The organism is Hyphomicrobiales bacterium (genome assembly GCA_002869065.1).
GTDB lineage: Bacteria > Pseudomonadota > Alphaproteobacteria > Rhizobiales > Rhodobiaceae > Rhodobium.
Window position 1 is genome coordinate 32165 of sequence record PKTR01000002.1, and the last position, 24306, is coordinate 56470.

The following is a 24306-nucleotide window of genomic DNA, read 5'->3' on the forward strand; positions in this document are numbered from 1 at the left end:
AGACAAACGGCTAACCTTTCTGCGGCACCATGGTGCGTTGAAAAGAAAGCCGAAAGCGACAAATACCGCTTCCAGCGGTAAATGGAACGAACAGGATAAGCCCGTGGCCGTCACACTCGACTCCAAAGACAGCGATTTCGAAGAGCGCTTCCGCGCCCTGTTGTCGGTCAAGCGCGAGGCCGCCGCAGATGTTGACGCCGCGGTCGCCGCGATCATCGCCGACGTTCGCAAGCGCGGCGACGAAGCCGTCATCGAGCTGACCGGGCGCTTCGATCGCCTCGACCTCAGCGAAAAGGGCCTGCGCATCAGCCAGGACGAAATCGACGCGGCGATCGAGCAAGTCGACGCGGAAACGCTGAAGGCGCTGACGCTGGCGCGCGACCGCATCGCCGCCCATCACGGCCGACAGATGCCGCGCGACGACCGCTATGTGGATTCGGCCGGTGTCGAACTCGGCTCGCGCTGGACGGCGGTGGAATCGGTCGGCCTCTACGTGCCGGGCGGCACGGCGGCCTATCCGAGCTCGGTGCTGATGAACGCGGTGCCGGCGCTGGTCGCGGGCGTCGAGCGCATAGCCATGGTGGTGCCGACACCGGATGGCATCACCAACCCGCTGGTGCTGGCGGCCGCCAAGCTTGCCGGCGTGCACGAGGTCTACCGGATCGGCGGGGCGCAGGCCGTTGCGGCGCTCGCCTATGGCACCGAGACGATTGCGCCGGTCGCCAAGATCGTCGGCCCGGGCAACGCCTATGTGGCGGCTGCCAAGCGGCAGGTCTTCGGCACCGTCGGCATCGACATGATCGCCGGCCCGTCGGAAGTGCTGATCGTCGCCGACGCCGACAACAATCCGGACTGGCTCGCAGCCGACCTGCTGGCGCAGGCGGAACACGACGCTTCCGCGCAGTCGATCCTGATCAGCGATTCGCCGCGGCTGCTGGCCGATGTGGAAGCCGCTGTCGAACGCCAGCTCAAGACCCTGTCGCGCGGCGAGATCGCCTCGGCAAGCTGGCGTGACTATGGCGCGCTGATCTCCGTCGAGACGCTGGACGAGTCGATCCCGCTGGTCGACCGGATCGCGGCGGAACACCTGGAACTCGCCGTTGCCGACCCCGAAGCGCTGCTTGCCAAGGTCCGCAATGCCGGCGCCGTTTTTCTCGGCCATCACACGCCCGAAGCGGTCGGCGACTACGTTGCAGGGTCCAACCACGTGCTGCCGACGGCGCGCTCGGCACGGTTCTCGTCCGGCCTTTCGGTGCTCGACTTCGTCAAACGCACATCGATCCTGCGCTGTTCTGCGGAAGCGCTGAAGACGCTCGGCCCGGCGGTCGTCCGGCTTGCCGACGCGGAAGGTCTCGAGGCGCACGGGCGATCGGTCTCGATCCGCCTCAATATGTGAGCGAACCAGAAACGGTCGGGCATGAACGAGCGCGCATCCCAGACAACGACGGACAGGCTCATCGAGGTCCTCCTCGATGAACGGTCCATCGCGCGCTCGACACCGGATGTGGAACACGAGCGCGCCATCGCCATCTACGACCTGCTGGAAGAAAACGAGTTCCGCCCCGAAGGGTACGACCAGGGTCCCTACCGGCTGAGGATCAGCATCATCGAGTCCAAACTCGTTTTCGAGATCAACGACGAGGCGAACGCGCCGGTCGTCGCGCACATCCTGTCGCTCACCCCGTTCCGCAAGATCATCAAGGATTACTTCCTGATCTGCGAAAGCTACTACACGGCGATCAAGACCGCCTCGCCGAGCCAGATCGAGGCCATCGATATGGGCCGGCGCGGAGTTCACAATGACGGTTCGCAGATCCTGCGCGACCGGCTGAACGGCAAGATCGAAGTCGATATGGACACAGCGCGCCGGCTGTTCACGCTGGTCTGCGCGCTGCACTGGAAGGGCTAGCCGTTGGACGCCCCTCCAGCGAAAAGCCGGCGCCCTGGAGCCGTGCTGTTCGCCTGCAGCATGAATGCGGTCCGCTCCCCGATGGCCTCCGCCATCATGAAGCAGCTCTTTCCCCGCCAGATCTACACGACATCGGCCGGCGTGCGGCGCGGCGAACGTGATCCTTTCGCCACCGCGGTGATGGATGAGATCGGTCTCGACATCTCCGGGCACCAGCCCAAGACCCTCGATGATCTTGAGGACATCCATTTCGACCTGATCGTCACGCTGGCGCCGGAAGCGCACCACAAGGCGCTGGAACTGACCCGCAGCGAAGCGATCGACGTGGAATACTGGCCGACGGCCGACCCGACGCTCGCCGGCGGTTCGCGCGAGCAGATTCTCGATGCCTACCGGGCCGTGCGCGACAGCCTGATGGAGCGCATCAAGGCGCGCTTCGACTGGTCGCCGACGCCGAGCGTTTGATCGCCGAGAACGGGGCGCGGCGCACCGATTCCGCAAACGCGGATCTGCCATGCGCAATAGTTTTCTTGCCCGGCCAAGGAAACGGTTTTCTTTCTGCCGACAATCCGTTAGTTTCCCGGCACATTCCCAGATTTACGAGCCAAGGACAGGCATGGCGAAGGAAGAAATTCTGGAGTTTCCCGGTGTTGTTACCGAACTCCTCCCCAATGCGACGTTTCGCGTCAAACTGGAAAACGACCACGAAATCATCGCCCATACGGCGGGCCGGATGCGCAAGAACCGCATTCGCGTGCTGGCTGGCGACAAGGTGCTGGTCGAAATGACGCCCTACGATCTGACCAAGGGCCGGATCACCTACCGATTCAAGTAAGCGGTCGGCGGGCCCGAAGGCTTGCGGCCGGTGATCGTCGAACCCAAGGACATTCACAACCGGTAGCCCGCCATGACCGACCGCCCCAAACTCATTCTGGCATCCGGATCGCCCAGGCGGCTGGCGCTGCTTGAGCAGGCCGGGCTCGACGTCGATCATCTGCATCCGACCGACATCAACGAAGCGCCGAACCGGGGCGAGTCGCCGCGCAGCCTGGCGAATCGGCTTTCGCGCACCAAGGCGGAAGTCGCACGCATGTGGGTCGAGCGCGCGAGCGAATTTACCGGCAGCTACGTTCTGACCGCCGACACCGTGGTGGGCGTCGGGCGGCGAATCATGCCGAAGGCCGAGACGCTCGACGACGCGGAATATTGCCTCGAACTTCTGTCGGGCCGCAGCCACCGCGTTTATACCGGCGTCTGCCTTGTGACGCCGAGCTTTGAAATCCGCCACAAGCTGGTCGAGACCAAGGTGCGCTTCAAGCGCCTGTCGCGCGCCGACATCGAGACCTATCTCGATTCCGGCGAATGGCGCGGCAAGGCCGGCGGCTATGCGATCCAGGGCCGTGCCGGCGCATTCGTCGTCAATCTGAGCGGTTCCTACACCAATGTCGTCGGGCTGCCGCTCTACGAGACAATCGCCCTGCTCGGCGGTGAAGGTTTCCCGATCCACGGCGGTTGATGCCGCCCTGGCCGGCGGGCCATTCAACGGGTTTCCCCTTGCCATCGCCCGGCCGACGTTTTCTACTCCCTTCAAAGAGCGTCGGTTTTCGCCGGTGCACCAATCAAGAGACGTCCGGGATGACGGCGGCTGCGATCAGCGCGGCCTGCATTCCGTCAAGGGGAGGATTGCCATGAACATTGCCGTCTGGCTTCGCCGGGCCGGTCTCGGTTACGGCTTGCTGCCGGCGATCATGCGCGGGCAAACGGTCGTGCGCGACTACGCGGGCTTTGCCATGCGTGCCGCGCAACTGGCGGCCACCCTGCGTGGGCGGTTCGGCCTGTCCGCCGGCGACCGGGTGGCGATCGTTGCCAAGAACTCCGCCGACTATCTCGAAACGCTGTACGGCATCTGGTGGGCGGGTCTTGCCGCCGTTCCGGTCAACGCCAAGCTGCATGGCGCGGAGATCGGCTGGATACTGGAGAACTCCGGCAGCCGGGTGGCGTTCGCCAGCGTCGGGCTCGATGCGGAAATCGCCCAACACCGCCCCGATACGCTGGAAGCGCTGGTGCCGATCGGCGGACCGGACTACGAGGCGCTGTTCGGGGACGACCAGCTCCCGCTTGCCGAATGCGGTCCGGACGACCTCGCATGGCTGTTTTATACGTCGGGAACGACCGGCCGGCCGAAGGGCGCGATGCTGACCCATCGTAATCTGACCGCCATGTCGTTCGCCTATATGAGCGACGTAGACCCGACCATGCCGGGCGAAACGCTGCTGCACGCAGCACCAATGAGCCACGGCTCGGGGCTCTACATCATGGCCCATGTCGGCCGTTTCGCGGTCAATGCGGTGGCCGAATCGGGCGGCTTCGAGCCCTCGGAAATCCTCGACTTCTTCACCAAGCGGCCGGGCACCTCGATGTTCGCGGCGCCGACCATGATCAAGCGGCTGGTGGAAAGCCCGCACACGGTGCCCGATGGCCATATCCGCACCATCATCTGGGGCGGTGCGCCGATGCACACGGCCGACACGCTGCGCGCGCTCGACCGCTTCGGCCCGTGTTTCGCGCAGATCTACGGCCAGGGCGAAACGCCGATGACGACGACGGTGCTGCCGAAATGGGCGATCGCCGATCGCAAGCATCCGCGCTGGATGGAGCGGCTCGGCTCCGCCGGTCTGGTCAATTCCGCCGTCGAGGTGCGGATTGCGGACGGCGACGACGTCACGCTTGCGACCGGCGAGATCGGCGAGGTGCTGGTGCGCGGCGACACGGTCATTCCCGGCTACTGGAACAACCCGGACGCGACCGAATCCGCGCTGCGCGGCGGCTGGCTGCACACCGGCGACGTCGGCGCCTTCGACGACGACGGCTTCCTTACGCTGAAGGATCGTTCCAAGGATCTGATCATTTCCGGTGGCACCAACATCTATCCGCGCGAGGTCGAGGAGGTGCTCCTGAAGCACCCGAATGTGCGCGAGGTCTCCGTCATCGGCCGGCCCGACCCGGAATGGGGCGAGGTGGTCGTCGCCTATGTGGTCGGCGACACGCAGGCGATGGAACTCGACGCGCTGTGCCTGTCGGAGATCGCCCGCTTCAAGCGGCCGAAGGACTACGTCTTCGTCGATGCGCTACCGAAGAACAATTACGGCAAGATCCTCAAGACGGAACTGCGCGACATCGACAATTCCCGCAAGGGCTGATTTTCGGCCCGCCGGGGCTGACACAGGAACACGCCCGGCATCGGGCCGCGAACAGAGGACACATCATGACGGGACGTCTCAAGGACAAGGTGGCGCTGGTGGTCGGCGCGGGTTCGATTGGACCCGGCTGGGGCAACGGCAAGGCGACCTCGGTGCTGTTTGCCCGCGAAGGCGCCAAGGTCTTCTGCGTCGACATCAACATGGCAGCGGCCGAAGAGACCGCCAAACTGATCCGCAGCGAGGGCGGCGAGGCAACGGCCTGGCAGGCCGACATTTCGCGCCATGACGACATCAAGGCGATGGTGGCCGCCTGCATGGAAACCTACGGTCGGATCGATGTGCTCGACAACAATGTCGGCATCGCCGAAGTCGGCGGCGTCGTCGAACTGCCGGAAGAGGAATGGGACCGCGTCTTCAACATCAATCTGAAGAGCGCGTTTCTCGCCATGAAGCACGTCATCCCGATCATGGAAGCGCAGGGCGGCGGCTCGATCGTCAACATCTCGTCGATCGCCTCGATCCGCTACACGGGCGTGCCTTACGCCACCTACTACGCGACCAAGGCGGCGATGAACCATCTGACGCGCACGACCGCCGTGCAGTACGCGCCGAAGCATGTGCGGGTGAACGCGGTGCTGCCGGGGCTGCTGAAGACCCCCATGGTGGAAAAGGCCGTCGGGCTGGCACAGGAATATGCCGACGGTGACGTCGAGCAGATGTGGAAGGTGCGCGACGGCCAGTGCCCGATGGGCCATATGGGCGACGCGTGGGATGTCGCCTATGCGGCGCTGTTTCTGGCGTCCGACGAGTCGAAATATGTCACCGGCATCGAACTGCTGGTCGACGGCGGCATCACGTTGAAATATTCCTGAGCGGAGATTCTCACCAGACCTCCGGACGGCCCGCAATGACCGACAAGAGCAAAACCGCGCCCGCAGGCGACAACGTCGAACCGTTGCGGCGGACCCGCCCCTGCCCGATCTGTGACCAGCCGTCGAGCCGGAAGTTCTTTCCGTTCTGCTCGAAACGCTGCGCCGATGTCGATCTGAACCGCTGGCTGACCGGCCATTACGCCGTGCCCGTCGTCGAGGAAGACGGCGGCACGAGCGGCGGCGAGGAGCCGTATTGAGGCTTTACTGAAAGCGCTCAGTCGTCGCCGTTGCCGTTCTGGTCGCTGACGAGGCTGCCGAGGTTTTCCTGCATGGCGGCAAAGACGGCCGCAAGCGCCGACAGCCCTTCGGGCTTGGTGCCGACGAGGACTTCGGCGGCCAGGCGGCGTTCAACCGCCATCGCTTCTGCAAGCTTGGCGCGACCGCCATCGAGCATGGCAATGGCGTTGCCCTTCGGCTTGTTCGGCATCGCCATCTTGGCAATCCATTCCTGATTGATGAATTCCTGCAGGATGGCATTGTTGGTCTGGCGCGAGCCGGTCGCCGGCCACTGCACGAGGAACCGCCACGGCCGACCGTCCCAGTCGGCGGCGGCCTGCAGCAGAACATAGCTTTCCGCCGTCAGTCCGATGGATTGCAGCCTCTCGTCGAAGACGGTCTTGAACAGTTGTGCGGATTGCAGAAGATCACTTGCGAATGTGGCAGCCATCGCGAAACGTCTCGCCCCCTGGAAAACGGTTGCCTGGTCTTCGGCCCCCGGTTCGGGGCCGGAACGCCGTGCGAATCAGCGACTCGCCAAGGCGTCCATATGGTGTCGGCTATAGCATGGCTCGGCGGCGATGCCATAGAAGCGACAAATTCAATCCGACACAGAGCGCTGGCAAAACCGGCGCCGTCGAATCGACAGGTCTGTCATTATTCTGCCGGCAACCGCCGGCATTTTCCCGGCCAACCGGATCTACGAAGGATTTCTGCCCGTGACGTTCAATCTCGCGTTTCCCCTGCCGTTCCGCGCCGTCCGGCGCGTTGGCATTGCGGCCTGCGCCATTGCCGCCCTGTCGGCTGCGGCCCCCGTTCCGGCGAGCGCCGATGCCGGCACCGATTTCCTCGCTGCGATCTCCGGCTCTTTCAAGGGCCGAGGGGTCGTTCGTGAAAGTGCGGACAAGGCGCCCGAGAACGTCATCTGCCAGCTGACCAGCACGCTGGCGCGCGACGGAACGCTTTTGAAGAACAGCGGCAAGTGCGCCGGCGCACAGGCGAAGATCAAGGTTGCCGGTTCGCTCGGCTATCTCGCCAATACCGGCCAGCTGACCGGCAGCCTTCTGACGACCGGCAGCCAGGACGGCACGACCAAATCGACCGGCAAGCCGACCGGCTCGGGCGCGACGTTCACCACCGTCACCTTCGACAACCGCCAGACCGTGATCGCACGCGGCAAGGTGACGATCACGCTGAAGGGCAAGAGCAGCTACCGACTTGTCGTTAGCGTTACCGAGGTATCGTCCGGCAAGACCTTCACGGCGGCCGATTTCACCTTCAACCGTCGCTGATCGCGGCTCCGGGGAAACGCCGCGTCAATTCAGGGACCTCGCGCCGTTTCGTCTGGCCCGGGGTGTCCCCGGGAACGGCATCGTTGCCGTATCCTTCGCGAGCAAGCCGCAAGGCGACTGAAATTCGGCTCGGAAAACGACATTAATTGTCGTCGATCAATTCGAGCGGCTCCAAAATAAGGCAAATACCGCTCTAGACTGTTCAACGAACTTGGACATTCTATCCGCGTATCCGAAGCGGCATTTACGACGAGAGTTCGGGTTTCCCGACGGGGGATGAAAGGCAAACCTCCCTCAGTCTCAAATGCTTCGGATGCTTTGTGTTTTCGCAGTTGCACAACAACGCGGCATTCTGACCGTTAGACTTTTGCAGCCGGAAACACTAGGGTTTCGCGTGAGGGGCAATTGAAGGCGGAAAGATGAATTACAACGCATTCTTTCAGAGCGCCGTGGACGCGCTTAAGGACGAAAAGCGCTACCGCGTCTTCGCGGATCTCGAACGCATGGCCGGTCGATTTCCGCGCGCGATTTGGCGCAAGGACGGCGTCGAAAAGGAAATCACCGTCTGGTGTTCGAACGACTATCTCGGCATGGGGCAGCACCCGTCCGTGATGGGCGCGCTGCGCGACACGGTCGGGCGCATGGGCGCCGGTGCCGGTGGCACACGCAACATTTCGGGCACCAACCATCCGCTGGTTCAGCTCGAGAACGAGCTGTCCGATCTGCACAACAAGGAATCGGCGCTGGTCTTCACCTCCGGTTTCGTTTCGAACGAAGCCGCGATCTCGACCATCGCACGGCTGCTGCCGGACTGTCTGATCCTGTCCGACCAGCTCAACCACGCCTCGATGATCGAGGGCGTGCGCCGCTCGGGCATGCACAAGCAGGTGTTCCGTCACAATGACGTCGAACATCTCGAAGAGCTGCTCAAGGCGGCCGGCAAGGAACGCGCCAAGCTGATCGTGTTCGAATCGGTCTACTCGATGGACGGCGATATCGGCCCGATCGAGAAGATCTGCGATCTCGCCGACAAGTACGGCGCAATGACCTATATCGACGAAGTGCATGCGGTCGGCATGTATGGCCCGCGCGGCGGCGGCATTGCCGATCGCGAAGGCCTGATGGACCGCCTCGACGTCATCGAGGGCACGCTCGCCAAGGCGTTCGGCGTTCTCGGCGGCTACATCACCTCGACCTCTGCGATCGTCGATGCGGTGCGCTCCTACGCGCCGGGCTTCATCTTCACGACCGCCCTGCCGCCCGGCCTGTGCGCCGCGGCAACGGCTTCGATCCAACATCTGAAGGCATCGAACGCGGAACGCGAAGGCCAGCAGCGTCAGGCGCAGCGCGCCAAGGACGTTCTGTCCGCCGCCGGCCTGCCGGTGATGCCGTCGGAAACGCACATCGTTCCGGTGCTGGTCGGCGATCCGGAGAAGTGCAAGCGGGCGAGCGATCTGCTGCTCGAGAAGCACGGCATCTACATCCAGCCGATCAACTACCCGACCGTGCCGCGCGGCACCGAACGGCTGCGCGTCACGCCGACGCCGTTCCACGATGACGCGCTGATCGACCATCTGTGCGACGCGCTGTGCGACGTGTGGGCGGAACTCGGCCTGGAGCGGGCACCGTCGAACCACGCAAATGAGCCGGACGCAGCCAAGAAGGTCGCGATCTTCCCGGCCGCGGGTGGCTGAGCGTCCGACCCGGACCAGATGTGAACGAGATTGAGCTGGCGCGCTCCGAACCCGGGGCGCGCCAGTTTTCTTTTGTCGCAGTCCCTTCGCGCCGGACGCCCTTGAATCGTCGCAATGCGAGGCGCACATTGGGGCCATCGGGTCGGAAAACCCGCATCGTTGCGAGAACCAAACGGGCATTGCCCCGTTGCGCGTTCGACGCAACCAACCGAATGGAGATTTTTTGCTTGTCGTTGTCTCTCTCGCCGGGATCGTGAGCCAGAACGCTTAAGCGGTTTCGGGCGCCGTAACCTATTGGGCGCCAAATCCGTTTCTTCCGGCTTCTCTCGGCATGGCTTGACCCGAAACGCGCCGCTTGCCCGGCTGTTTCGGAACGATGTGTTTTGCCTTGCGGCGGGGTTCCGCCCACATCCTTCTTGAGAGACCAATGAGCGACCAAATCTCCGACCTGTCCGGCCTCGGCTGGACCGCCTTCTATTCCTCGCAACTCGACGCCAACGACCTCGCCACCGGCGTTCCGGTGCGCGTCACGGAAGTTCATCGCAGCCGCATCCACATCATCGGGCCGGGCATCGAGAGCGATCTGCCGCCCTATCGCGCCTCGGACGATGACGAGGACGTGGCCACCGTCGGCGACTGGCTGATGCTCGACCGGGAAACCGGGCGGGTGCGGTGGCGGCTCGGCCGGCGCAGCCTGTTCAAGCGGCGGGCACCGGGCACCGGCCGCAAGCTGCAACTGATCGCCGCCAATGTGGACACGCTGTTCATCGTCACGTCGTGCAATCAGGATTTCAAAATCGCCCGGCTGGAACGCTACCTGGCGCTCGCGCGCGAGGCCGACGTGACGCCGGTCGTCGTGCTGACCAAGGCCGATCTGAGTGACACAGCGGACGAGTATGCCGATGCGGTCACGAAAGCCCTGCCCGGCGTGTTCACTGAAACGCTCGATGCCCGCGATCCGCAAAGCGCCGGCCGCCTCGCGGTCTGGTGCGGGCGGGGGCAAACCGTTGCCTTCGTCGGATCCTCCGGCGTCGGCAAGTCGACGCTGATCAACAGCCTGCTCGGCGACGCTGCCATCGCCACGCAGGGCATCCGCGAGGATGATGCCAAGGGCCGTCACACAACCACGGGCCGCGCGCTCTATCGGCTCGGATCCGGCGGCTGGCTGATGGACACGCCGGGGATGCGCGAATTGCAGCTCACCGACGTGCAGGACGGGCTCGACGACGTGTTCTCCGATGTCACAACGCTCGCCCATTCTTGCCGCTTTGCCGACTGCCGGCACGACGGCGAGCCGGGCTGTGCGGTTGAGGCGGCGATTGCGGCCGGAGAGCTCGACCCGGTACGGCTTGCCCATTTCAACAAGCTCATGGCCGAAGAGGCCTTCAACAGCGCAACGCTGGCCGAGCGGCGGCAGCGCGGCAAGGCGTTCGGCAAGATGGTCAAGCAGGTGATGAAGGACAAGCGCCACTTTCGCGAGCGGGAGTGACGCGGTGTTCACACGGTGATGTCGAGGATCTGTCCGGCGGCCTTCGGGTCCGCCGGCGGAGTCTGCGTCCATGTGCTCGGATCGGCGGGATCGAAACGTGTCTGGCGAGCGGCCTCGGCGTTGTTGTCTGTGTTGGGCGCTGTCACGGTGCCCTGCCCGCGCGCGTCGTCGGCCGGCGGTGCCTGAACCTCGTTCGTCTGGACGCGGCGCAGCGCCGATTGCAGGTCCTTGATTTGCGTCTCGAGCTTTTCCTTGTCGCCCTCGCAGGTGGTGCATTCGAGCTCACCACGAGCAGACTGGATTTCGGCCTTGATGCGCTGCTCCTCGCCACGCGGCGACGCGCCGGCAGCGGGGGTGCCGCCGGAGGTGAGAAACGCGCTGGAATTGCCGACTGCCGAGACCATTGCGGCCATGCCTCTTGGGGCTGTGCACCGCGCGTTTTCGCGCGGGCGGCTGCATATGCCTTTCAGTGTTCGGCGGATCGGTTAAGGAGGTATTGCCGCGCTCAGCCGCAGCCGGCGATCTCACGCAGAGGTGACCGGGTGTGAGGCGAAATTGGGCGAAACCGGGAGGAAACCGCCCTCCCCGGCCTATTTATGCCGCCGATCTTCCGGCAGATCATCGTCCTGCAGCACCCGCCAGGCGGCCCCGTCGAGGTCATCGAACTGGTTCGTCTTCAGCGCCCACAGAAAGGCGGCGAGCGCAACGCCGCCCAGGCCGAGCGCAATCGGGATCAGATAGATCAGGACGTCCATGACTTGCTTTCCTGGCCTTCCCGAGAAGGCCCTTTCATCCGTTCTATTCGAGCACCCAGGTACCCTGATTGTAGGCGCGGCCCCGGACGATGATCCGGTTGTGCCACGTCAGGTTCATACCGCGGTTGCGGTACTGACGGTTCTTGCGGGCAAATCCGTTGTCATCCCATCCGTGGTGGGATGCGAAGTTGAAGCCCGGCCAGGGAAACGGCCGAAAGTCGGCGCGATACTGCACCGCGCCGCGCGAGAGCCGCGCCTCGACCCGCGCCGGGTAGCGCTGCTGCGACAGGTGGCGCTCGAAAATCGCCTGATATTCGTCGCTTGATACCCAGGTCGACCAGGCCGCGCTGGCGGTCGCCGGCAACAAGGAAACACACACCACCACCCACGCGAACAGCGTCTTCATTCGACTTTCCCCTCGATGTTGCTCCGTCCCTCCAACGCGACCGTCCAACTTCGCGAACCGGAAGAACCTTTGCATTCAGATCGGGCGGCAAAGCCGCTGTCAACAAATATGCCCCGAGTGTTCGTTCAAATTACGTCAGGTCCCTACGCCAAGGCCCGGTCACCGGGACGCGCCCCCGGAGCCGATTTCCGGTGACTCGTCGAGAGACGGCAGAGGAACCGGGCAGGCCTGTTCCGTCGGGCGCGCCGGTGCGGCGAGCCGGTCGGCCAGATCGTCGGTCGGCAGCTTGTCAAACAGGCGCAGCCGCAGCGCGTTCGAGGTCACGACGATCGAGGATCCCGACATGGCGAGCGCGGCGACAAGCGGCGTGACCGCGCCGGCAACGGCGAACGGCACGGCAATGACGTTGTAGAGAGCCGCGAGCACCAGGTTCTGAACCATCGCGCCATGGGCACGGCGGGCGATCCTGAGCGCGTCGGAGACCGGGAAGAGCCGCTCGCCGAGGAACACGGCATCGGCCGCTGCCTGGCTGAGATGCACCGCGGTGACAGGCGATAGCGAGACATGGGCTGCGGCAAGGGCCGGCGCGTCGTTGAGGCCGTCGCCGACCATCAGCACCTTGCGGCCCTCGGCGGCGAGCGCTTCGAGGCGGGCAATCTTTCCGGTCGGATCAAGGCCGGCCTGCCACTCGGAAACGCCGAGCGTATCGGCAACGGCCGTAACGGCCGGTTCGCGGTCGCCCGACAGGATCTCGACGCGGTAGCCGCCCTCGACCAGTGTCCGGACGGTATCAGCCGCGTCGATGCGCAGCTCCTGCTCTAGCGCGAACAGGACGGGCATCGCGTCACCGGCGCGCATGGCGAGCATCGAGGCACTCGGATGCGCGGCGCGGAAGGTCTCGAGCGTTGCCTCCTCGACGTCACAGAATTTCGGACTGCCGAGGCGGTGCAACACACCATCGACTTCGACCTCGACCCCAAGACCCGCCTCTTCGCGCGCGTTCTCGAACGGCATATTGGCCGCGGAGGCGCCGGCCAGCGCCACGGCGAGCGGATGCCGGCTCGACAGGGCGAGGCGTCCGGCAAGCGCGAAATCGGCGGGTGCGATTTCAGCAGCATTGACGAGGCTCGGAACCGGTTGCGTCAGCGTGCCCGTCTTGTCGAAAACGATGGTGTCGACGGCGGCGAGCCGCTCGATGGCGTCGCCGGAATGCAACAACACGCCACGGCGGAACAGGAGCCCGCTGGTGACGACCTGCACGGCGGGAATGGCGAGGCCGAGGGCGCAGGGGCAGGTGATGATGAGGACCGAGATCGCCACCACGAGGGACGGCTGCCAGCCGATACCCCAGGCCCACCAGAACAGGAAGGTGGCGGCGGCGGCACCGTGGACCAGCGGCGCGTAATACTGCGCGGCGCGGTCGGCGAGACGGACATAGGTCGACTTCGCCTGCGAGGCGGTCTCCAGGAGCTTGGTGACTTCGTCGAGCAGCGTGCCCGTCGCGGCAGCGCTGACGCGGATCTCAAGTGCGCCGCTGCCGTTCAAGGTGCCGGCATAGACCCGCTCGCCGGCTTTGACAGCGGCCAGCGCGGTTTCGCCGGTCACGAGACTCTGGTCGATCTCCGAGGTGCCCGTCTCGATGATGCCGTCGACGGAGACGCGCTCGCCGGGGCGCACCAGCACGATATCGCCCGGATCGACCTTGGACAGCGGTACGTCGCGCAGCACACCGTCGGCGCTCTTCTTGGTCGCCGTCTCGGCGCGCAGGGTCGCGAGGTTTTCGGCGAAGGAGCGCGTGCGGCGGCGCATGTTCTGATCGAAGAAGCGGCCGACGAGGAGGAAAAACAGCAGCATCACGGCGCTGTCGAAATAGGCATCCTCGGCGTGCTGGAAGACTTGCAGGACCGAAAGCGAGAGCGCCAGAAACACGCCAATGGTGATCGGCACATCCATATTCAGGCTGCGCGCCCGCAAGGCGTGCCAGGCGCTGACGTAAAACGGACGACCCGCATAGACCGCAGTCGGCAGCGCGATCAGGCCGGAAATCCAGTGGAAGAAGTCACGCGTCTCGGGTTCGATGCCGGACACGTTGCCCGACCACACCGATATCGACAGCAGCATGATGTTCATCGCGGCAAAGCCCGCGACGGCGAGGCAGCGCAGCAGCATGCGCGTCATCGCGTCTTCTTCGCTCGACCGCCGCGAAGGGTCGAACGGATGCGCGCGATAGCCAAGCCGCTCGACCATGTTGACGATCTGGTCGGCGTCGGCCTCGGTCTCGTCCCACTCGACGGCGAGGCGATGGGTGGTCAGGTTGAGGCGCGCCTGGGTGACGCCGGGGACCGAGGACAGGCCACGCTCGATCTTCGTCATGCAGGCAGCGCAATGCACACCCTCGACGGCAAGATCCATGTGGAGCTTGTCGTCATCGGTGGGCGTCGCGAAGGCGCTCCAATCGCGAAGGGGGGCGTTCATGGCCGGCCACTCTGCGGTTTGAACGGGAACCCGGATCGCGGACACACGGTCCGCGGCCGGCCCCTATTGCCTGAAAAAGACCTTGTTGCGCGACCGGAAGACGCGCTCCTCGCCGTCCTTGGCCTCGACGATCAGCGTCCACTGACCCGGCTCGACCCCGTCGATGGAGGCAACATAGACGCCGCGCCCTTCGGCCTCCAGCGCGAACTGGTGGTCCTGAGCGCTGTTGATCGGCCGCGTCAGCTGACCGGTGAAGGAAAGCCCGTTGATCGGCGTGTCGCCGGCGTCGGTCGCGGTCACGCGGATCTGCGCGGTACTGGAGGCATCACGCTCGGTCTCGATGCCGACTTTCCAGCCCTTGGTTTCCTGCTGGCGCGCGGCGGCGATCTCGTCGGGGAACTCCCGGCCGGCTTCATAGGAGCTCTCGACCTCGAGGCCACTCCAGCTCTTCATCGCGTACCACATGAGCACGCCGTTGGCGGTCGCTACCACGAGAAAGAAGATGATCAACCCGATCAGAACGTGACGTCCGGTGATCGGCTTGCCTGTCAGTTCGCTCATCGCGAGGTCCTATCCGTCCGTTTCTGCGGCGGGCGACATGGCGGCCCGTCGGAGAGACCCTACCGACGCCCAAACGGCCGGGACAAGCCCCCCTTGCCCAGACCGCGCCGGTCGATCGATTGATGGTTCGGCATCCCGGCCGACACTGCGGCCGGCCGATGCGAGACGGCGCCGGGAGAACCCGGCGCCGTGTTCTGGCAAGGCTATCTCGATGCCTTGAAGTAGTCGCTCACACTCGCACTGGCGCCGGTTTCGGCGTCGGTGATGGTGAAGGTCACATCCGAGGAATGCGGCATCTTCACGCCCGGGGGCGAGGCGACGAGGACACGAACCTCACGGGTCTGGTCCCGGCCGATGGAGATCTTCGGTTTGCCCTCGACCTGATCGGAGACACCGACCACTTCCAGCGACGTGCCTTCCGGCATTCCCGCCACGGAGAGCACGAACTCGCGTTCACGCGCCTCCTTGTTGAGAAGGCGGATGGTGTAGCCGTTGCGCACACCGCCATTCGACAGATTGACGTAGAGCGGGTTGCGGTCGTGCAGCACATTGACGTCTTCGAGCGTCCGGTTGGTCAGCGTGTAGAGCATGAACAGACAGACAGCCGAAATGATGACGACGTAACCGATGGTGCGGAAACGGATCAGACGATAGACCGGCGGCTCGCCACGTTCGGCACGATCCATATTGTCGTCGGTATCGTACGTGACCAGACCGGTCGGACGGCCAATCTTCTTCATCACGTTGTCGCAGGCATCGATGCACAGGCCGCACTGGATGCAGGAAAGCTGCGAACCATGGCGGATATCGGTGCCGGTCGGACAGACCGCGACGCACTGGCCGCAGTCGACGCAATCGCCGGCGGGTTCACCGGCCGCGCGCAGCTTTTCAGCCTGCTTGACCGAGACCCGCGGCTCGCCGCGGTCGTGCCGGTAGGTGACATTGAGCGCGAACTCGTCGGTCAAAGCGGCCTGAATGCGCGGCCAGGGACACATATAGATGCAGACCTGCTCGCGCATGAAGCCGGCGAACACGTAGGTCGTGAACGTCAGGATGCCGATGAACATGTAGGCGACGAAGGGCGCCTGCAGGGTTGCGAGCTGGACAACCAGTGTCGGCGCGTCGGCGAAGTACAGGACCCAGGCGCCGCCGGTCCACCAGGCGATCAATATCCAGAGGATATGCTTGGTCGCCTTCTGGCGGATCCAGCGCAAGCTCCACGGCGTCTTGTCGAGCTTGATGCGCTCGCGGCGGTCACCTTCGACCCAGCGTTCGACGGCGAAAAACAGATCGGTCCAGACCGTCTGCCAGCACAGGTAGCCGCACCAGACGCGGCCGGCGAGCGCGTTCATCAGGAACAGCGTCAATGCGGCAAGGATCAGCAGGCCGGTGAAGTAGTAAACTTCCTGTGGCCAGATCTCGATCATGAAAAAGTAAAAACGGCGCCCCGGCATATCGACGAGGACGGCCTGGTCGGGCGCGTTCGGTCCGCGATCCCATCGCACAAAGGGCAGCAGGTAATAGATACCAAGCGTAATGACCAGCAGTGCCCATTTGATCTTCCGAAACCGGCCGCTTACTGCGGCGGGATAGACCTTTTCATGCGATGCATACATCGGAGAATCTCCGGCCCCACCGTTCTGGGTCTCAACACGCATCTAACGTCTACCTTTCGTCTCTCTTTTTTGCCGGTCTTTTTTTGTGAGTGCTTTTTAAAGGTATGTATCCAGTTAATTGGCGGCGGCCAGAGGGCCGCCGCCTTTTTTCAAGGGCGTGCGTTAACAAACACCGCCGGATCCGTTTCGGATCGCGTTCGCTTACTGACCACCGCCGAGGCTGTGGACGTACACGGCCAGCGACTTGATGGTCACGTCGTCGAGACGACCGGTCCACGCCGGCATCACGCCCTTGCGACCAGCAGTCACGGTTTCGGTAAGCGTCGCAGCGTCAGAACCATACAGCCAGATGCCGTCGGTCAGGTTCGGCGCACCGAGTTCCTGCATGCCCTTGGCATCTTCGCCGTGACAGGCCGCGCAGTTGTCCACGAACACGGTCTTGCCGGCTTCGATGTCGGCCCCTTCGGCTTCCATACCCGACAGGCTGCGGACATAGCCGACGACCTGCGTGATCTGGTCCTTTTCGAGGATTTCGTCATGACCGAAGGCGGTCATGTCGCCGACGCGGGCTTCGTCGTGGCCCGAGCGGATGCCGTACTGGATGGTGGTGTGGATCGCTTCGAGCGAGCCGCCCCACAGCCAGTCGTCATCGTTCAGGTTCGGGAAGCCGGCGGAGCCGGTCGCACCCGTGCCGTGGCACGGAGCGCAGTTGTCACCGAAGGCGGCCTTACCGTTCGCCATGGCGAACTCAAGCAAGTCCTGCTTGCCCTGGATGTCTTCCAGCGAAGCCTCGACCAGACCAGCACCCTTTTCGGCGCGGGCCGCAGCCGCGGTTTCGTAGGCTTCGATCGCCTGTGCTCGCTGAGAGGCACCGAGGACACCCGCGGTGTAGCTCTCGATGAGCGGCCAGGACGGCATGGCAATCCAGTAACCGATTGCCCAGATGATGCAGACGTAGAAGGTCATGATCCACCACCGCGGCAGCGGATTGTTGAGTTCCTTCAGACCGTCCCATTCGTGACCGGTCGTTTCGACGCCCGAAAACTCGTCGATGTCTTTCTTGTGTTCAGCCATTTATCAATCCTCCCTGAGGGGGATATGGGCGGCATCATCGAACTGCTTCCGATTTGACGGCCACAGTGCGTATACCAGCACGCCCAGGAACAGTAGTGCGAAGTAAAGGGCACCCCATGTGCCAGCGAAATGAGCGAGTTGTTCGTACATCATCACCCCTTTCGCCTAGCGCAGGTCTGCCTTGTTGTCGTAGATCGAGAAGTCGACCAGCGTGCCCAGCATCTGGAGATACGCAATCAGCGCGTCGAGCTCCGTAACCTTGCTGGGATCGCCGTCGAAATCGCGGACGACAGCCTTCGGATACCGCTCCATGAAGCCGTCGATATCGTCGGCATCAGGATTGACCTGGGTGAACAGGTCAGCCTTGGCGTTGGCGATCTGATCCTCGGTGTAAGGAACACCAACCACCGTGTTGATCTTCAGGTGCTGATCCATGTGATCGGCACTGAGCTCGGCGGTGGCGAGGAACGGATAGCCCGGCATGACCGATTCCGGCACCACCTGGCGCGGGTCGACCAAATGCTCGCGGTGCCATTCGTCGGAGTACTTGCCGCCGATGCGGGCAAGGTCCGGGCCGGTACGCTTGGAGCCCCACTGGAACGGATGGTCGTACATCGACTCCGCCGCCAGCGAGTAGTGGCCGTAACGTTCGATCTCGTCGCGAAGCGGACGGATCATCTGCGAGTGGCAGGTGTAGCAGCCCTCGCGGATGTAGATGTTACGGCCAGCCAGTTCGAGCGGGCTGTAGGGACGCATGCCCTCAACCTTTTCGATGGTGCTCTTCAGGTAGAAGAGCGGGACGATTTCGACCAGGCCACCGATAGCAACCACGATGAGGATGCCGACGGTGAGGATGATCGAGTTCTTTTCGAAGATTTCGTGCTTGTTAGCCATGGGTCGATCCTCCTCATTCCGCCGCGGCGGGGGCGACCTTCGCAGACTCGGCCTCTTCGGCTTCGCCATAGCGGATGGTCATGTAGAGGTTGTAGGCCATGATGAGCGCGCCGAGGACGAACATTGCGCCGCCGATCGCACGGATGACGTAGAACGGATGCATCGCTTCCACGGTCTCGATGAACGAGTATTCGAGGAAACCAAGCGCCGTATACGCCCGCCACATCAGACCCTGAAGGATACCGGACACCCACATCGCGGTGATGTAGAGCACGATACCGATCGAGCCGACCCAGAAGTGCCAGCTAACCAGACGGAGCGAGTACAGGCCCTTGCGGTTCCACAGCCACGGAACGAGGCAGTAGATCGCGCCGAACGAGATGTAGCCCACCCAGCCGAGAGCACCGGAGTGCACGTGGCCAACGGTCCAGTCGGTGTAGTGCGAAAGCTGGTTGACCGCGCGGATCGACATCATCGGGCCTTCGAAGGTCGACATGCCGTAGAACGCGACCGAGATGACCATCATGCGGATGACCGGGTCGGTGCGCAGCTTGTCCCAGGCGCCCGAGAGGGTCATCAGACCGTTGATCATGCCGCCCCAGCTCGGCATCCACAGAATGATCGACATGGTCATGCCAAGCGTCGATGCCCACTGCGGCAGAGCCGTGTAGTGCAGATGGTGCGGACCAGCCCAGATGTAGATGAAGACCAGTGCCCAGAAGTGAACGATCGACAGGCGGTACGAGAAGACCGGCCGTTCGGCGCGCTTCGGGATGAAGTAGTACATGATGGCCAGGAAGCCGGCGGTCAGGAAGAAGCCCACCGCGTTGTGGCCGTACCACCACTGGGTCATCGCGTCCTGCACGCCCGACCAGGCGATGTAGGACTTGGACGAGAAGATCGAGATCGGAACCGTCACGTTGTTGCCGAGGTGCAGCATCGCGATGGTGACGATGAAGGCCAGATAGAACCAGTTCGCCACGTAGATGTGCGGGTCACGGCGCTTCCACAGCGTGCCGAGGAAGAGCAGCAGGTAGACCACCCAGACAACGGTCAGCCACAGGTCGGCGTACCATTCCGGTTCGGCGTATTCCTTCGACTGCGTAACGCCCAGCAGATAGCCGGTGCCGGCGATCACGATGAAGGCGTTGTAGCCGAGAATGACGAACCACGGCGTCACGATGCCCGGCATGCGGGCCTGCGAGGTGCGCTGAACGACGTAGAACGACGTGCCGAGAAGCACATTGCCGCCGAACGCGAAAATCACCGCGGAGGTGTGCAGCGGGCGCAGACGACCGAAGTTCAGGAACGACAGGTCCATGTTCAGCGCCGGGAAGGCCAGTTCCCAGGCAAGGTAGTCACCGACCAGGAAGCCGGCGAGACCCCAGAACATGGCCGCGATCGTCGCGAACTTGATCGGGCCGTAGTTGTAGTTGGGCGTTCCGTTGACGACCTGCGGCACGGCGCCGCCCGGACGAGCGAAATACCCGCGGAAAATGAGAAAAACGCCAAGCGCCGAGAATGCGGCACCTACAACGGCGTGGAATGCCATCACCTGGTCATATGCCTTACCGGCAATCACCAGACAGATGAGCGTAAGGACGACGAGGAATGCGGCGTAGAGCCCTTCCTCAAGCGTCAGAGACTTTGCCTCAGCAGATCGAGCCATCGTTCCGCCCCGATTATGGGTTGATATTTATGTGTCCCCAACCGAACGACCCTTGAAACCCGTTTCCGGCATTCCCAGATGTCGTTTCAGCCGTTACCCGCTTGCTCCTGAGAGCTACATCGCTCCGGCAGAGTCCCACAGGTATCGAAGCCGTGAACCATACACGGCTCCATCGGGTCAACAGGATACGCTGTCGCATCTGTAACCGTTACCCGGACAATTACCTATCGGGCGCACGGATTTCCACCGTGTTTTCAGTTCATTCGCCGCACAACTCAGGGACTTCACCGATTTCGCGCGCACACCGATCCCGACACAATGACGCATGCATTTTTTCCTGCTGCCTTCCGCAGGGGGTGTAGATTCGCATCCGTTGAACAGGGCTCGGAATTTGGCTTGACCGCGATTCCGTGGCAATAACCGGTTGACGTCGGTCAAAGCCGGCAGTTCTTCTCGTCGATAGGTAGGAGCGTATGGAATACCTCGTCAGCAAGTATGCGACACGGAATGTGCCGCGCTACACGTCCTATCCCACTGCCCCGCATTTCAGCGCCGATGTGACGCCGGAAATGTATGAGGCGTGGTTGCGCGACCTGCCGGCCGGCGGCGACCTCTCGCTCTACCTGCACGTCCCCTACTGCCAGGAAATGTGCTGGTACTGCGGCTGTCACACCAAGGTCACCAAGAAGGAAGCCCCTCTGGTTTCCTACGGCAAGACGCTGGCGGCGGAAGTCGCGCTGATCGGCAAGCTGATCGGTGAAAAGCGCCCGGTCAGTCATATCCACTGGGGTGGCGGCACGCCGAGCCTGCTGCCGGACGCCTCGTTCCGGGCGGTGGTCGCGAGCCTGCGCGAATGGTTCGACCTTGACGGCGATCTCGAACATGCGATCGAGCTCGACCCGCGGACGGTGACGACGCGGCTTGCCGACACGCTGGCCGAGTGCGGGGTGACCCGGGCGAGCCTCGGCGTGCAGGACTTCAATGCCGAGGTCCAGGCCGCGATCGGCCGCATCCAGAGTTTCGAGGTGGTCGAGAATTCGGTCAACGCACTGCGCGGTGCCGGCATCAACGCGATCAATCTCGACCTGATGTACGGCCTGCCGAAACAAACGCCGGAAGACATCCGCGAGACTGTCGATCTGGCGATGAAATTCAAGCCGAGCCGGCTGGCGCTGTTCGGCTATGCCCATGTGCCGTGGATGAAGAAGCACCAGCGGCTGATCAAGGAAGAAGAGCTGCCGGGTGTCGAAGGCCGCCTGGCATTGGCCGCGGCTGCCCGCGACCGGCTCGCCGAATACGGCTTCGAGGTGATCGGCCTCGACCATTTCGCCCAGCCCGACGACCCGATGGCGATCGCCTCGCGCGACGGCACGCTGAAGCGCAATTTCCAGGGCTACACGACTGATGCGGCTCCGGCGCTGATCGGCTTCGGCGCCTCCTCGATCGGCAAGCTGCCGCAGGGTTACGCGCAGAACGCCCCCGATATCGGCGGCTGGAGCCGTTCCGTCGAGGACGGGCATCCGCCGATCGCTCGCGGCAAGGCGCTCGACGACGACGACCGGGCGCGAGCGCTGATCATCGAAGAGATCATGACCGCCTATACGGTCGATGTTGCGGCCGTGGCGCAAGAATACGGCATCGACATCGCCGAGTTCGACAGCGCCTTCGAACAGCTCGGCGAGTTGATCGACGACAACCTCGTCGCGGTCGAGGGCAAGGTCGTCACGGTGCTTGAAGCCGGGCGGCCTTATGTGCGCATCGCCGCCGCCGCCTTCGACAGCTATCTGGCCGCCGCCGCCGCCCGCCATTAGGTCGCGGTTTAAGACGCCGGTCGCCCGAAAGACCAACGAAAAGGCCGCGCATCTCACCCGATGCGCGGCCTTTGTTGTTTTCGAACCAGCGTTTTGCGCCGGAGATTTCCGTTCGGGCGACCTAGTGCGCGCCGGTCAGGTGGCAGATGTCGCAGACCTTGAGGATGCGAATGCGGTCCTGCTTTTCGATTCTGATCAGCGAGCGGCGCTTCATTTCCGAAATCACCCGGCTCACCGTCTCGATCGTCAGACCTAGATAGTCGGCGATCTCCTGCCGCGTCATGGTGAGATGGACGACACAATCGTCGGCATCCTCGTCCTGCGGGCCGGTGCAACCCGGGCCGCCACGATTCGGCACGAAGCGCATCAGGAAGGTCGCGACGCGCTCAAGCGCCGACTTGCGGCCGAGCAGAACGGCGTGATCGTGCAGGGTTTCCATCTGCGAAAGCAGGCAACGGGTGACGTGCTGCTGCAGATCCGCGGTGTCCTCGACATCCTGGCGACGCAGCATGCGCACCACCGTCGGCACCAGGGTCTCGGCGGCGCAATCATGCAGACCGCTCACGGGAAAGCCGAACAGGTCGTTCGGGCCCAGAATCTCGACCACCTGCCGCCGCCCGTCCGGCAGCAGCTTGTAGAGCATCACGGCGCCCTCGGCGACCTCATAGATGCGGTCGGCGGGATCGCCTTCGTAAAAGATGACCTCGTGCTGGGCGTAGCGTAGCGTCTTGGCACGATTGGAATGCAGATACTCGCTCCACGCCTGCTCGCTCTGTGCCGACGACACAGCAAGCCGGTGGGCGTCGCCCTTTCGCGGCTGCTCAAGCTGAGCCATTTACCCCTCCTCGATTTCAATGCGTCCGGCGCGGCCGCGCCAGTTCAGCACCTTCGAAATCTCCGCCCATTAAGGGGCCATTCCGTCCTTGGCCCATGGCGAAAATTGACGCAGGTCAAACGCATTTGAAAAACCTCTGCCCGGAAATGGTGCCTCTGTCCATCGTCCGAGCGAGAAAATTCTAGCTTCCCAGCGATTTAGGGAATATTCGGAGCGTTACATACGCCGATTTACCTAATGGTGAAAAGATGCGTGATTTCGCCGCATGAACCGGCGCGGCGTGCGCCTACAGGCACGCCAGCAGCGCATCCTCATTGAGCGGCTTGCGCAGGAGCGGCAACCGGTTGGCGATACCGAGCTGACTTTCGATGGCGAGTCGCGACTGGCCGCTGATGGCAACGATCCTGGGGGCGACGGGCAGTTCGCCCATCCAGTCGATCACGTCGGCTCCGCTCGCATCCGGCAGGCCGAGGTCGACCAGAACCAGATCATCGGGTTTCGGTTTGCCCGAATGGAAAAACGCTTCCGCAGTCGGATACAGGCGCACTTCATGGCCGACTTGCTCCAGCAAGAGCTGCAGCGAATCGGAAACGCCCGGATCGTCTTCCAAAACATGAACGAGCACGATGCTCTCCCGCGCAAACGCAGTACCAACGGAACGCAGTACCAACGGCCGGCCAAAAGACCAACCTACGAAAAAATGGCGGATTTCGATCGTTTGACTATTGGGAGTGCTACTTATCAAGCTCGGCGTGACGGCTTTCTGGCCGGACGAATACAGCCGCAACGAGGCGGCCGACCTGTCGCCGGCGTCATGCGCGAAATCGAGAAAGACCGTGATCGCAGGTATTTACAGATTGTCGGCCGACATGACGATGCGCACCAGATCGGCGGCATTGCGGGCACCGAGTTTTTCCATGATGCGGGCACGATGGACTTCAATCGTGCGCGGGCTGATGCCGAGTTCACGGCCGGCTTCCTTGTTGGACGCGCCGGCTGTGATCTGGCCGAGCACCTGACGCTCACGCGGCGTCAGCGTTTCCCGACCCGGGAATTCGCGATCTTCGAGGTGTTCCGAATTGTGGATCCGCTGTTCGACCGCGGCCATTGCCTCGCGCAACCGATTGACCACGGTTTCAGCGTCGAAGGGCTTTTCGATGAAGTCGAACGCGCCCTGCTTGATCGCGTTGACGGCCATCGGGATGTCGCCCTGGCCCGAGATAATGAAGATCGGTGCGGCGTAGTGATCGGCGTTGAGCTCCTTGAGGATGTCGATGCCGGAGCGACCGGGCATGTGAACGTCGAGCAGCACGCATCCGGGAATGCGTCCGTTGGCCGCTTCGAGGAAGCTGTCGCCGGTCGCGAAGGCTTGTACTTCAAACCCTTCCATCTCGAAGACGACCGCCAGAGCGTCACGCACGGCGGGATCGTCGTCGACGATGTAGATGACTGCCTGGTTCTCGTTCACCGCCATGAGT

At 63.4% G+C, this 24306-nt stretch carries 26 protein-coding genes; 12 read left to right on the forward strand and 14 right to left on the reverse strand.

The features are described 5' to 3' along the window. Positions 1-103: 103 nt before the first annotated feature. The 8 genes from hisD to C0606_03975 all read left to right on the forward strand — a co-directional run bounded on the left by hisD (position 104) and on the right by C0606_03975 (position 6238). Positions 104-1396 (forward strand): histidinol dehydrogenase, encoded by a 1293-nt coding sequence (gene hisD, locus C0606_03940; GenBank protein PLX37464.1) that lies wholly within the window; start codon positions 104-106, stop codon positions 1394-1396. A 21-nt stretch (positions 1397-1417) separates the two neighbouring features. Beyond that, positions 1418-1909: a hypothetical protein gene (locus tag C0606_03945; GenBank protein PLX37465.1), complete on the forward strand. Its 492-nt coding sequence runs from the start codon at positions 1418-1420 to the stop codon at positions 1907-1909. Between the two features lie 60 nt (positions 1910-1969). After that, positions 1970-2374, forward strand: coding sequence for a protein-tyrosine-phosphatase (locus C0606_03950; GenBank protein ID PLX38656.1), 405 nt, complete (start codon positions 1970-1972; stop codon positions 2372-2374). A 151-nt stretch (positions 2375-2525) separates the two neighbouring features. Then, positions 2526-2744: a translation initiation factor IF-1 gene (locus tag C0606_03955; protein ID PLX37466.1), complete on the forward strand. Its 219-nt coding sequence runs from the start codon at positions 2526-2528 to the stop codon at positions 2742-2744. Positions 2745-2816: 72 nt separating this feature from the next. Then, positions 2817-3425 carry a septum formation inhibitor Maf gene (locus tag C0606_03960; protein PLX37467.1) on the forward strand — a complete coding sequence of 203 codons (609 nt, stop codon included), beginning with the start codon at positions 2817-2819 and terminating at the stop codon, positions 3423-3425. A 172-nt stretch (positions 3426-3597) separates the two neighbouring features. Beyond that, positions 3598-5109, forward strand: coding sequence for an AMP-dependent synthetase (locus tag C0606_03965; protein ID PLX37468.1), 1512 nt, complete (start codon positions 3598-3600; stop codon positions 5107-5109). Positions 5110-5174: 65 nt separating this feature from the next. After that, positions 5175-5981 carry a 3-oxoacyl-ACP reductase gene (locus tag C0606_03970; protein PLX37469.1) on the forward strand — a complete coding sequence of 269 codons (807 nt, stop codon included), beginning with the start codon at positions 5175-5177 and terminating at the stop codon, positions 5979-5981. Between the two features lie 35 nt (positions 5982-6016). Next, positions 6017-6238 (forward strand): DNA gyrase inhibitor YacG, encoded by a 222-nt coding sequence (locus C0606_03975; GenBank protein ID PLX37470.1) that lies wholly within the window; start codon positions 6017-6019, stop codon positions 6236-6238. Between the two features lie 17 nt (positions 6239-6255). Here the strand turns inward: C0606_03975 and C0606_03980 are convergent, their stop codons facing one another. After that, positions 6256-6708 carry a hypothetical protein gene (locus tag C0606_03980; GenBank protein ID PLX37471.1) on the reverse strand — a complete coding sequence of 151 codons (453 nt, stop codon included), beginning with the start codon at positions 6706-6708 and terminating at the stop codon, positions 6256-6258. 268 nt (positions 6709-6976) lie between these two features. On the opposite strand from C0606_03980, the gene C0606_03985 reads away from it, so the two are divergent. The 3 genes from C0606_03985 to rsgA all read left to right on the forward strand — a co-directional run bounded on the left by C0606_03985 (position 6977) and on the right by rsgA (position 10732). Further along, positions 6977-7549 (forward strand): hypothetical protein, encoded by a 573-nt coding sequence (locus C0606_03985; protein ID PLX37472.1) that lies wholly within the window; start codon positions 6977-6979, stop codon positions 7547-7549. Positions 7550-7968: 419 nt separating this feature from the next. Then, positions 7969-9243 carry a 5-aminolevulinate synthase gene (gene hemA / locus C0606_03990; GenBank protein ID PLX37473.1) on the forward strand — a complete coding sequence of 425 codons (1275 nt, stop codon included), beginning with the start codon at positions 7969-7971 and terminating at the stop codon, positions 9241-9243. 427 nt (positions 9244-9670) lie between these two features. Further along, positions 9671-10732, forward strand: coding sequence for a ribosome small subunit-dependent GTPase A (gene rsgA, locus C0606_03995; GenBank protein PLX37474.1), 1062 nt, complete (start codon positions 9671-9673; stop codon positions 10730-10732). A gap of 8 nt (positions 10733-10740) precedes the next feature. On the opposite strand, the gene C0606_04000 is transcribed toward rsgA, so the two are convergent. The 10 genes from C0606_04000 to ccoN all read right to left on the reverse strand — a co-directional run bounded on the left by C0606_04000 (position 10741) and on the right by ccoN (position 20182). Next, a complete protein-coding gene (locus tag C0606_04000) occupies positions 10741-11145 on the reverse strand; it encodes a hypothetical protein (GenBank protein PLX37475.1) in 405 nt (134 codons plus the stop codon). Positions 11146-11322: 177 nt separating this feature from the next. Further along, positions 11323-11487, reverse strand: a complete 165-nt coding sequence (gene ccoS, locus C0606_04005; GenBank protein ID PLX37476.1) for a cbb3-type cytochrome oxidase assembly protein CcoS — start codon at positions 11485-11487, stop codon at positions 11323-11325. Between the two features lie 43 nt (positions 11488-11530). After that, the gene (locus tag C0606_04010; GenBank protein PLX37477.1) at positions 11531-11893 is read right to left on the reverse strand and encodes a hypothetical protein; all 363 of its coding nucleotides are present in this window, start codon (positions 11891-11893) and stop codon (positions 11531-11533) included. Between the two features lie 159 nt (positions 11894-12052). Further along, positions 12053-14368 carry a copper-translocating P-type ATPase gene (locus tag C0606_04015; protein PLX37478.1) on the reverse strand — a complete coding sequence of 772 codons (2316 nt, stop codon included), beginning with the start codon at positions 14366-14368 and terminating at the stop codon, positions 12053-12055. Positions 14369-14431: 63 nt separating this feature from the next. Then, complete coding sequence (locus C0606_04020) at positions 14432-14929, reverse strand: nitrogen fixation protein FixH (protein ID PLX37479.1); 498 nt, start codon at positions 14927-14929, stop codon at positions 14432-14434. Between the two features lie 203 nt (positions 14930-15132). Continuing rightward, positions 15133-16587 (reverse strand): cytochrome c oxidase accessory protein CcoG, encoded by a 1455-nt coding sequence (gene ccoG, locus C0606_04025; protein ID PLX37480.1) that lies wholly within the window; start codon positions 16585-16587, stop codon positions 15133-15135. A 159-nt stretch (positions 16588-16746) separates the two neighbouring features. Continuing rightward, entirely contained in the window at positions 16747-17619 is an 873-nt protein-coding gene (gene ccoP / locus C0606_04030) for a cytochrome-c oxidase, cbb3-type subunit III (GenBank protein ID PLX37481.1), read from the reverse strand. A 3-nt stretch (positions 17620-17622) separates the two neighbouring features. Beyond that, complete coding sequence (locus C0606_04035) at positions 17623-17772, reverse strand: CcoQ/FixQ family Cbb3-type cytochrome c oxidase assembly chaperone (protein ID PLX37482.1); 150 nt, start codon at positions 17770-17772, stop codon at positions 17623-17625. A gap of 12 nt (positions 17773-17784) precedes the next feature. Beyond that, complete coding sequence (ccoO, locus tag C0606_04040; protein PLX37483.1) at positions 17785-18513, reverse strand: cytochrome-c oxidase, cbb3-type subunit II; 729 nt, start codon at positions 18511-18513, stop codon at positions 17785-17787. Positions 18514-18526: 13 nt separating this feature from the next. Then, positions 18527-20182, reverse strand: a complete 1656-nt coding sequence (gene ccoN, locus C0606_04045; protein PLX37484.1) for a cytochrome-c oxidase, cbb3-type subunit I — start codon at positions 20180-20182, stop codon at positions 18527-18529. 473 nt (positions 20183-20655) lie between these two features. Between ccoN and hemN the strand changes: the two genes are divergently transcribed. Continuing rightward, entirely contained in the window at positions 20656-21993 is a 1338-nt protein-coding gene (gene hemN / locus C0606_04050) for an oxygen-independent coproporphyrinogen III oxidase (GenBank protein ID PLX37485.1), read from the forward strand. A gap of 121 nt (positions 21994-22114) precedes the next feature. On the opposite strand, the gene C0606_04055 is transcribed toward hemN, so the two are convergent. The 3 genes from C0606_04055 to C0606_04065 all read right to left on the reverse strand — a co-directional run bounded on the left by C0606_04055 (position 22115) and on the right by C0606_04065 (position 24302). Next, positions 22115-22828 carry a transcriptional regulator gene (locus C0606_04055; protein PLX37486.1) on the reverse strand — a complete coding sequence of 238 codons (714 nt, stop codon included), beginning with the start codon at positions 22826-22828 and terminating at the stop codon, positions 22115-22117. A gap of 286 nt (positions 22829-23114) precedes the next feature. Further along, positions 23115-23678 carry a hypothetical protein gene (locus C0606_04060; GenBank protein PLX37487.1) on the reverse strand — a complete coding sequence of 188 codons (564 nt, stop codon included), beginning with the start codon at positions 23676-23678 and terminating at the stop codon, positions 23115-23117. Continuing rightward, complete coding sequence (locus C0606_04065; protein PLX37488.1) at positions 23679-24302, reverse strand: DNA-binding response regulator; 624 nt, start codon at positions 24300-24302, stop codon at positions 23679-23681. It abuts the gene before it with no gap. Positions 24303-24306 lie beyond the last annotated feature (4 nt).

Coding starts and splice junctions, on each gene's coding strand:
- C0606_03945 (PLX37465.1), top strand. CDS start 1,418: ATGAACGAGCGCGCATCCCAGACAACGACGGACAGGCTCATCGAGGTC.
- C0606_03950 (PLX38656.1), top strand. CDS start 1,970: ATGAATGCGGTCCGCTCCCCGATGGCCTCCGCCATCATGAAGCAGCTC.
- C0606_03955 (PLX37466.1), top strand. CDS start 2,526: ATGGCGAAGGAAGAAATTCTGGAGTTTCCCGGTGTTGTTACCGAACTC.
- C0606_03960 (PLX37467.1), top strand. CDS start 2,817: ATGACCGACCGCCCCAAACTCATTCTGGCATCCGGATCGCCCAGGCGG.
- C0606_03965 (PLX37468.1), top strand. CDS start 3,598: ATGAACATTGCCGTCTGGCTTCGCCGGGCCGGTCTCGGTTACGGCTTG.
- C0606_03970 (PLX37469.1), top strand. CDS start 5,175: ATGACGGGACGTCTCAAGGACAAGGTGGCGCTGGTGGTCGGCGCGGGT.
- C0606_03975 (PLX37470.1), top strand. CDS start 6,017: ATGACCGACAAGAGCAAAACCGCGCCCGCAGGCGACAACGTCGAACCG.
- C0606_03980 (PLX37471.1), bottom strand. CDS start 6,708: ATGGCTGCCACATTCGCAAGTGATCTTCTGCAATCCGCACAACTGTTC.
- hemA (PLX37473.1), top strand. CDS start 7,969: ATGAATTACAACGCATTCTTTCAGAGCGCCGTGGACGCGCTTAAGGAC.
- rsgA (PLX37474.1), top strand. CDS start 9,671: ATGAGCGACCAAATCTCCGACCTGTCCGGCCTCGGCTGGACCGCCTTC.
- C0606_04000 (PLX37475.1), bottom strand. CDS start 11,145: ATGGCCGCAATGGTCTCGGCAGTCGGCAATTCCAGCGCGTTTCTCACC.
- ccoS (PLX37476.1), bottom strand. CDS start 11,487: ATGGACGTCCTGATCTATCTGATCCCGATTGCGCTCGGCCTGGGCGGC.
- C0606_04010 (PLX37477.1), bottom strand. CDS start 11,893: ATGAAGACGCTGTTCGCGTGGGTGGTGGTGTGTGTTTCCTTGTTGCCG.
- C0606_04015 (PLX37478.1), bottom strand. CDS start 14,368: ATGAACGCCCCCCTTCGCGATTGGAGCGCCTTCGCGACGCCCACCGAT.
- C0606_04020 (PLX37479.1), bottom strand. CDS start 14,929: ATGAGCGAACTGACAGGCAAGCCGATCACCGGACGTCACGTTCTGATC.
- ccoG (PLX37480.1), bottom strand. CDS start 16,587: ATGCGTGTTGAGACCCAGAACGGTGGGGCCGGAGATTCTCCGATGTAT.
- ccoP (PLX37481.1), bottom strand. CDS start 17,619: ATGGCTGAACACAAGAAAGACATCGACGAGTTTTCGGGCGTCGAAACG.
- C0606_04035 (PLX37482.1), bottom strand. CDS start 17,772: ATGATGTACGAACAACTCGCTCATTTCGCTGGCACATGGGGTGCCCTT.
- ccoO (PLX37483.1), bottom strand. CDS start 18,513: ATGGCTAACAAGCACGAAATCTTCGAAAAGAACTCGATCATCCTCACC.
- ccoN (PLX37484.1), bottom strand. CDS start 20,182: ATGGCTCGATCTGCTGAGGCAAAGTCTCTGACGCTTGAGGAAGGGCTC.
- hemN (PLX37485.1), top strand. CDS start 20,656: ATGGAATACCTCGTCAGCAAGTATGCGACACGGAATGTGCCGCGCTAC.
- C0606_04055 (PLX37486.1), bottom strand. CDS start 22,828: ATGGCTCAGCTTGAGCAGCCGCGAAAGGGCGACGCCCACCGGCTTGCT.
- C0606_04065 (PLX37488.1), bottom strand. CDS start 24,302: ATGGCGGTGAACGAGAACCAGGCAGTCATCTACATCGTCGACGACGAT.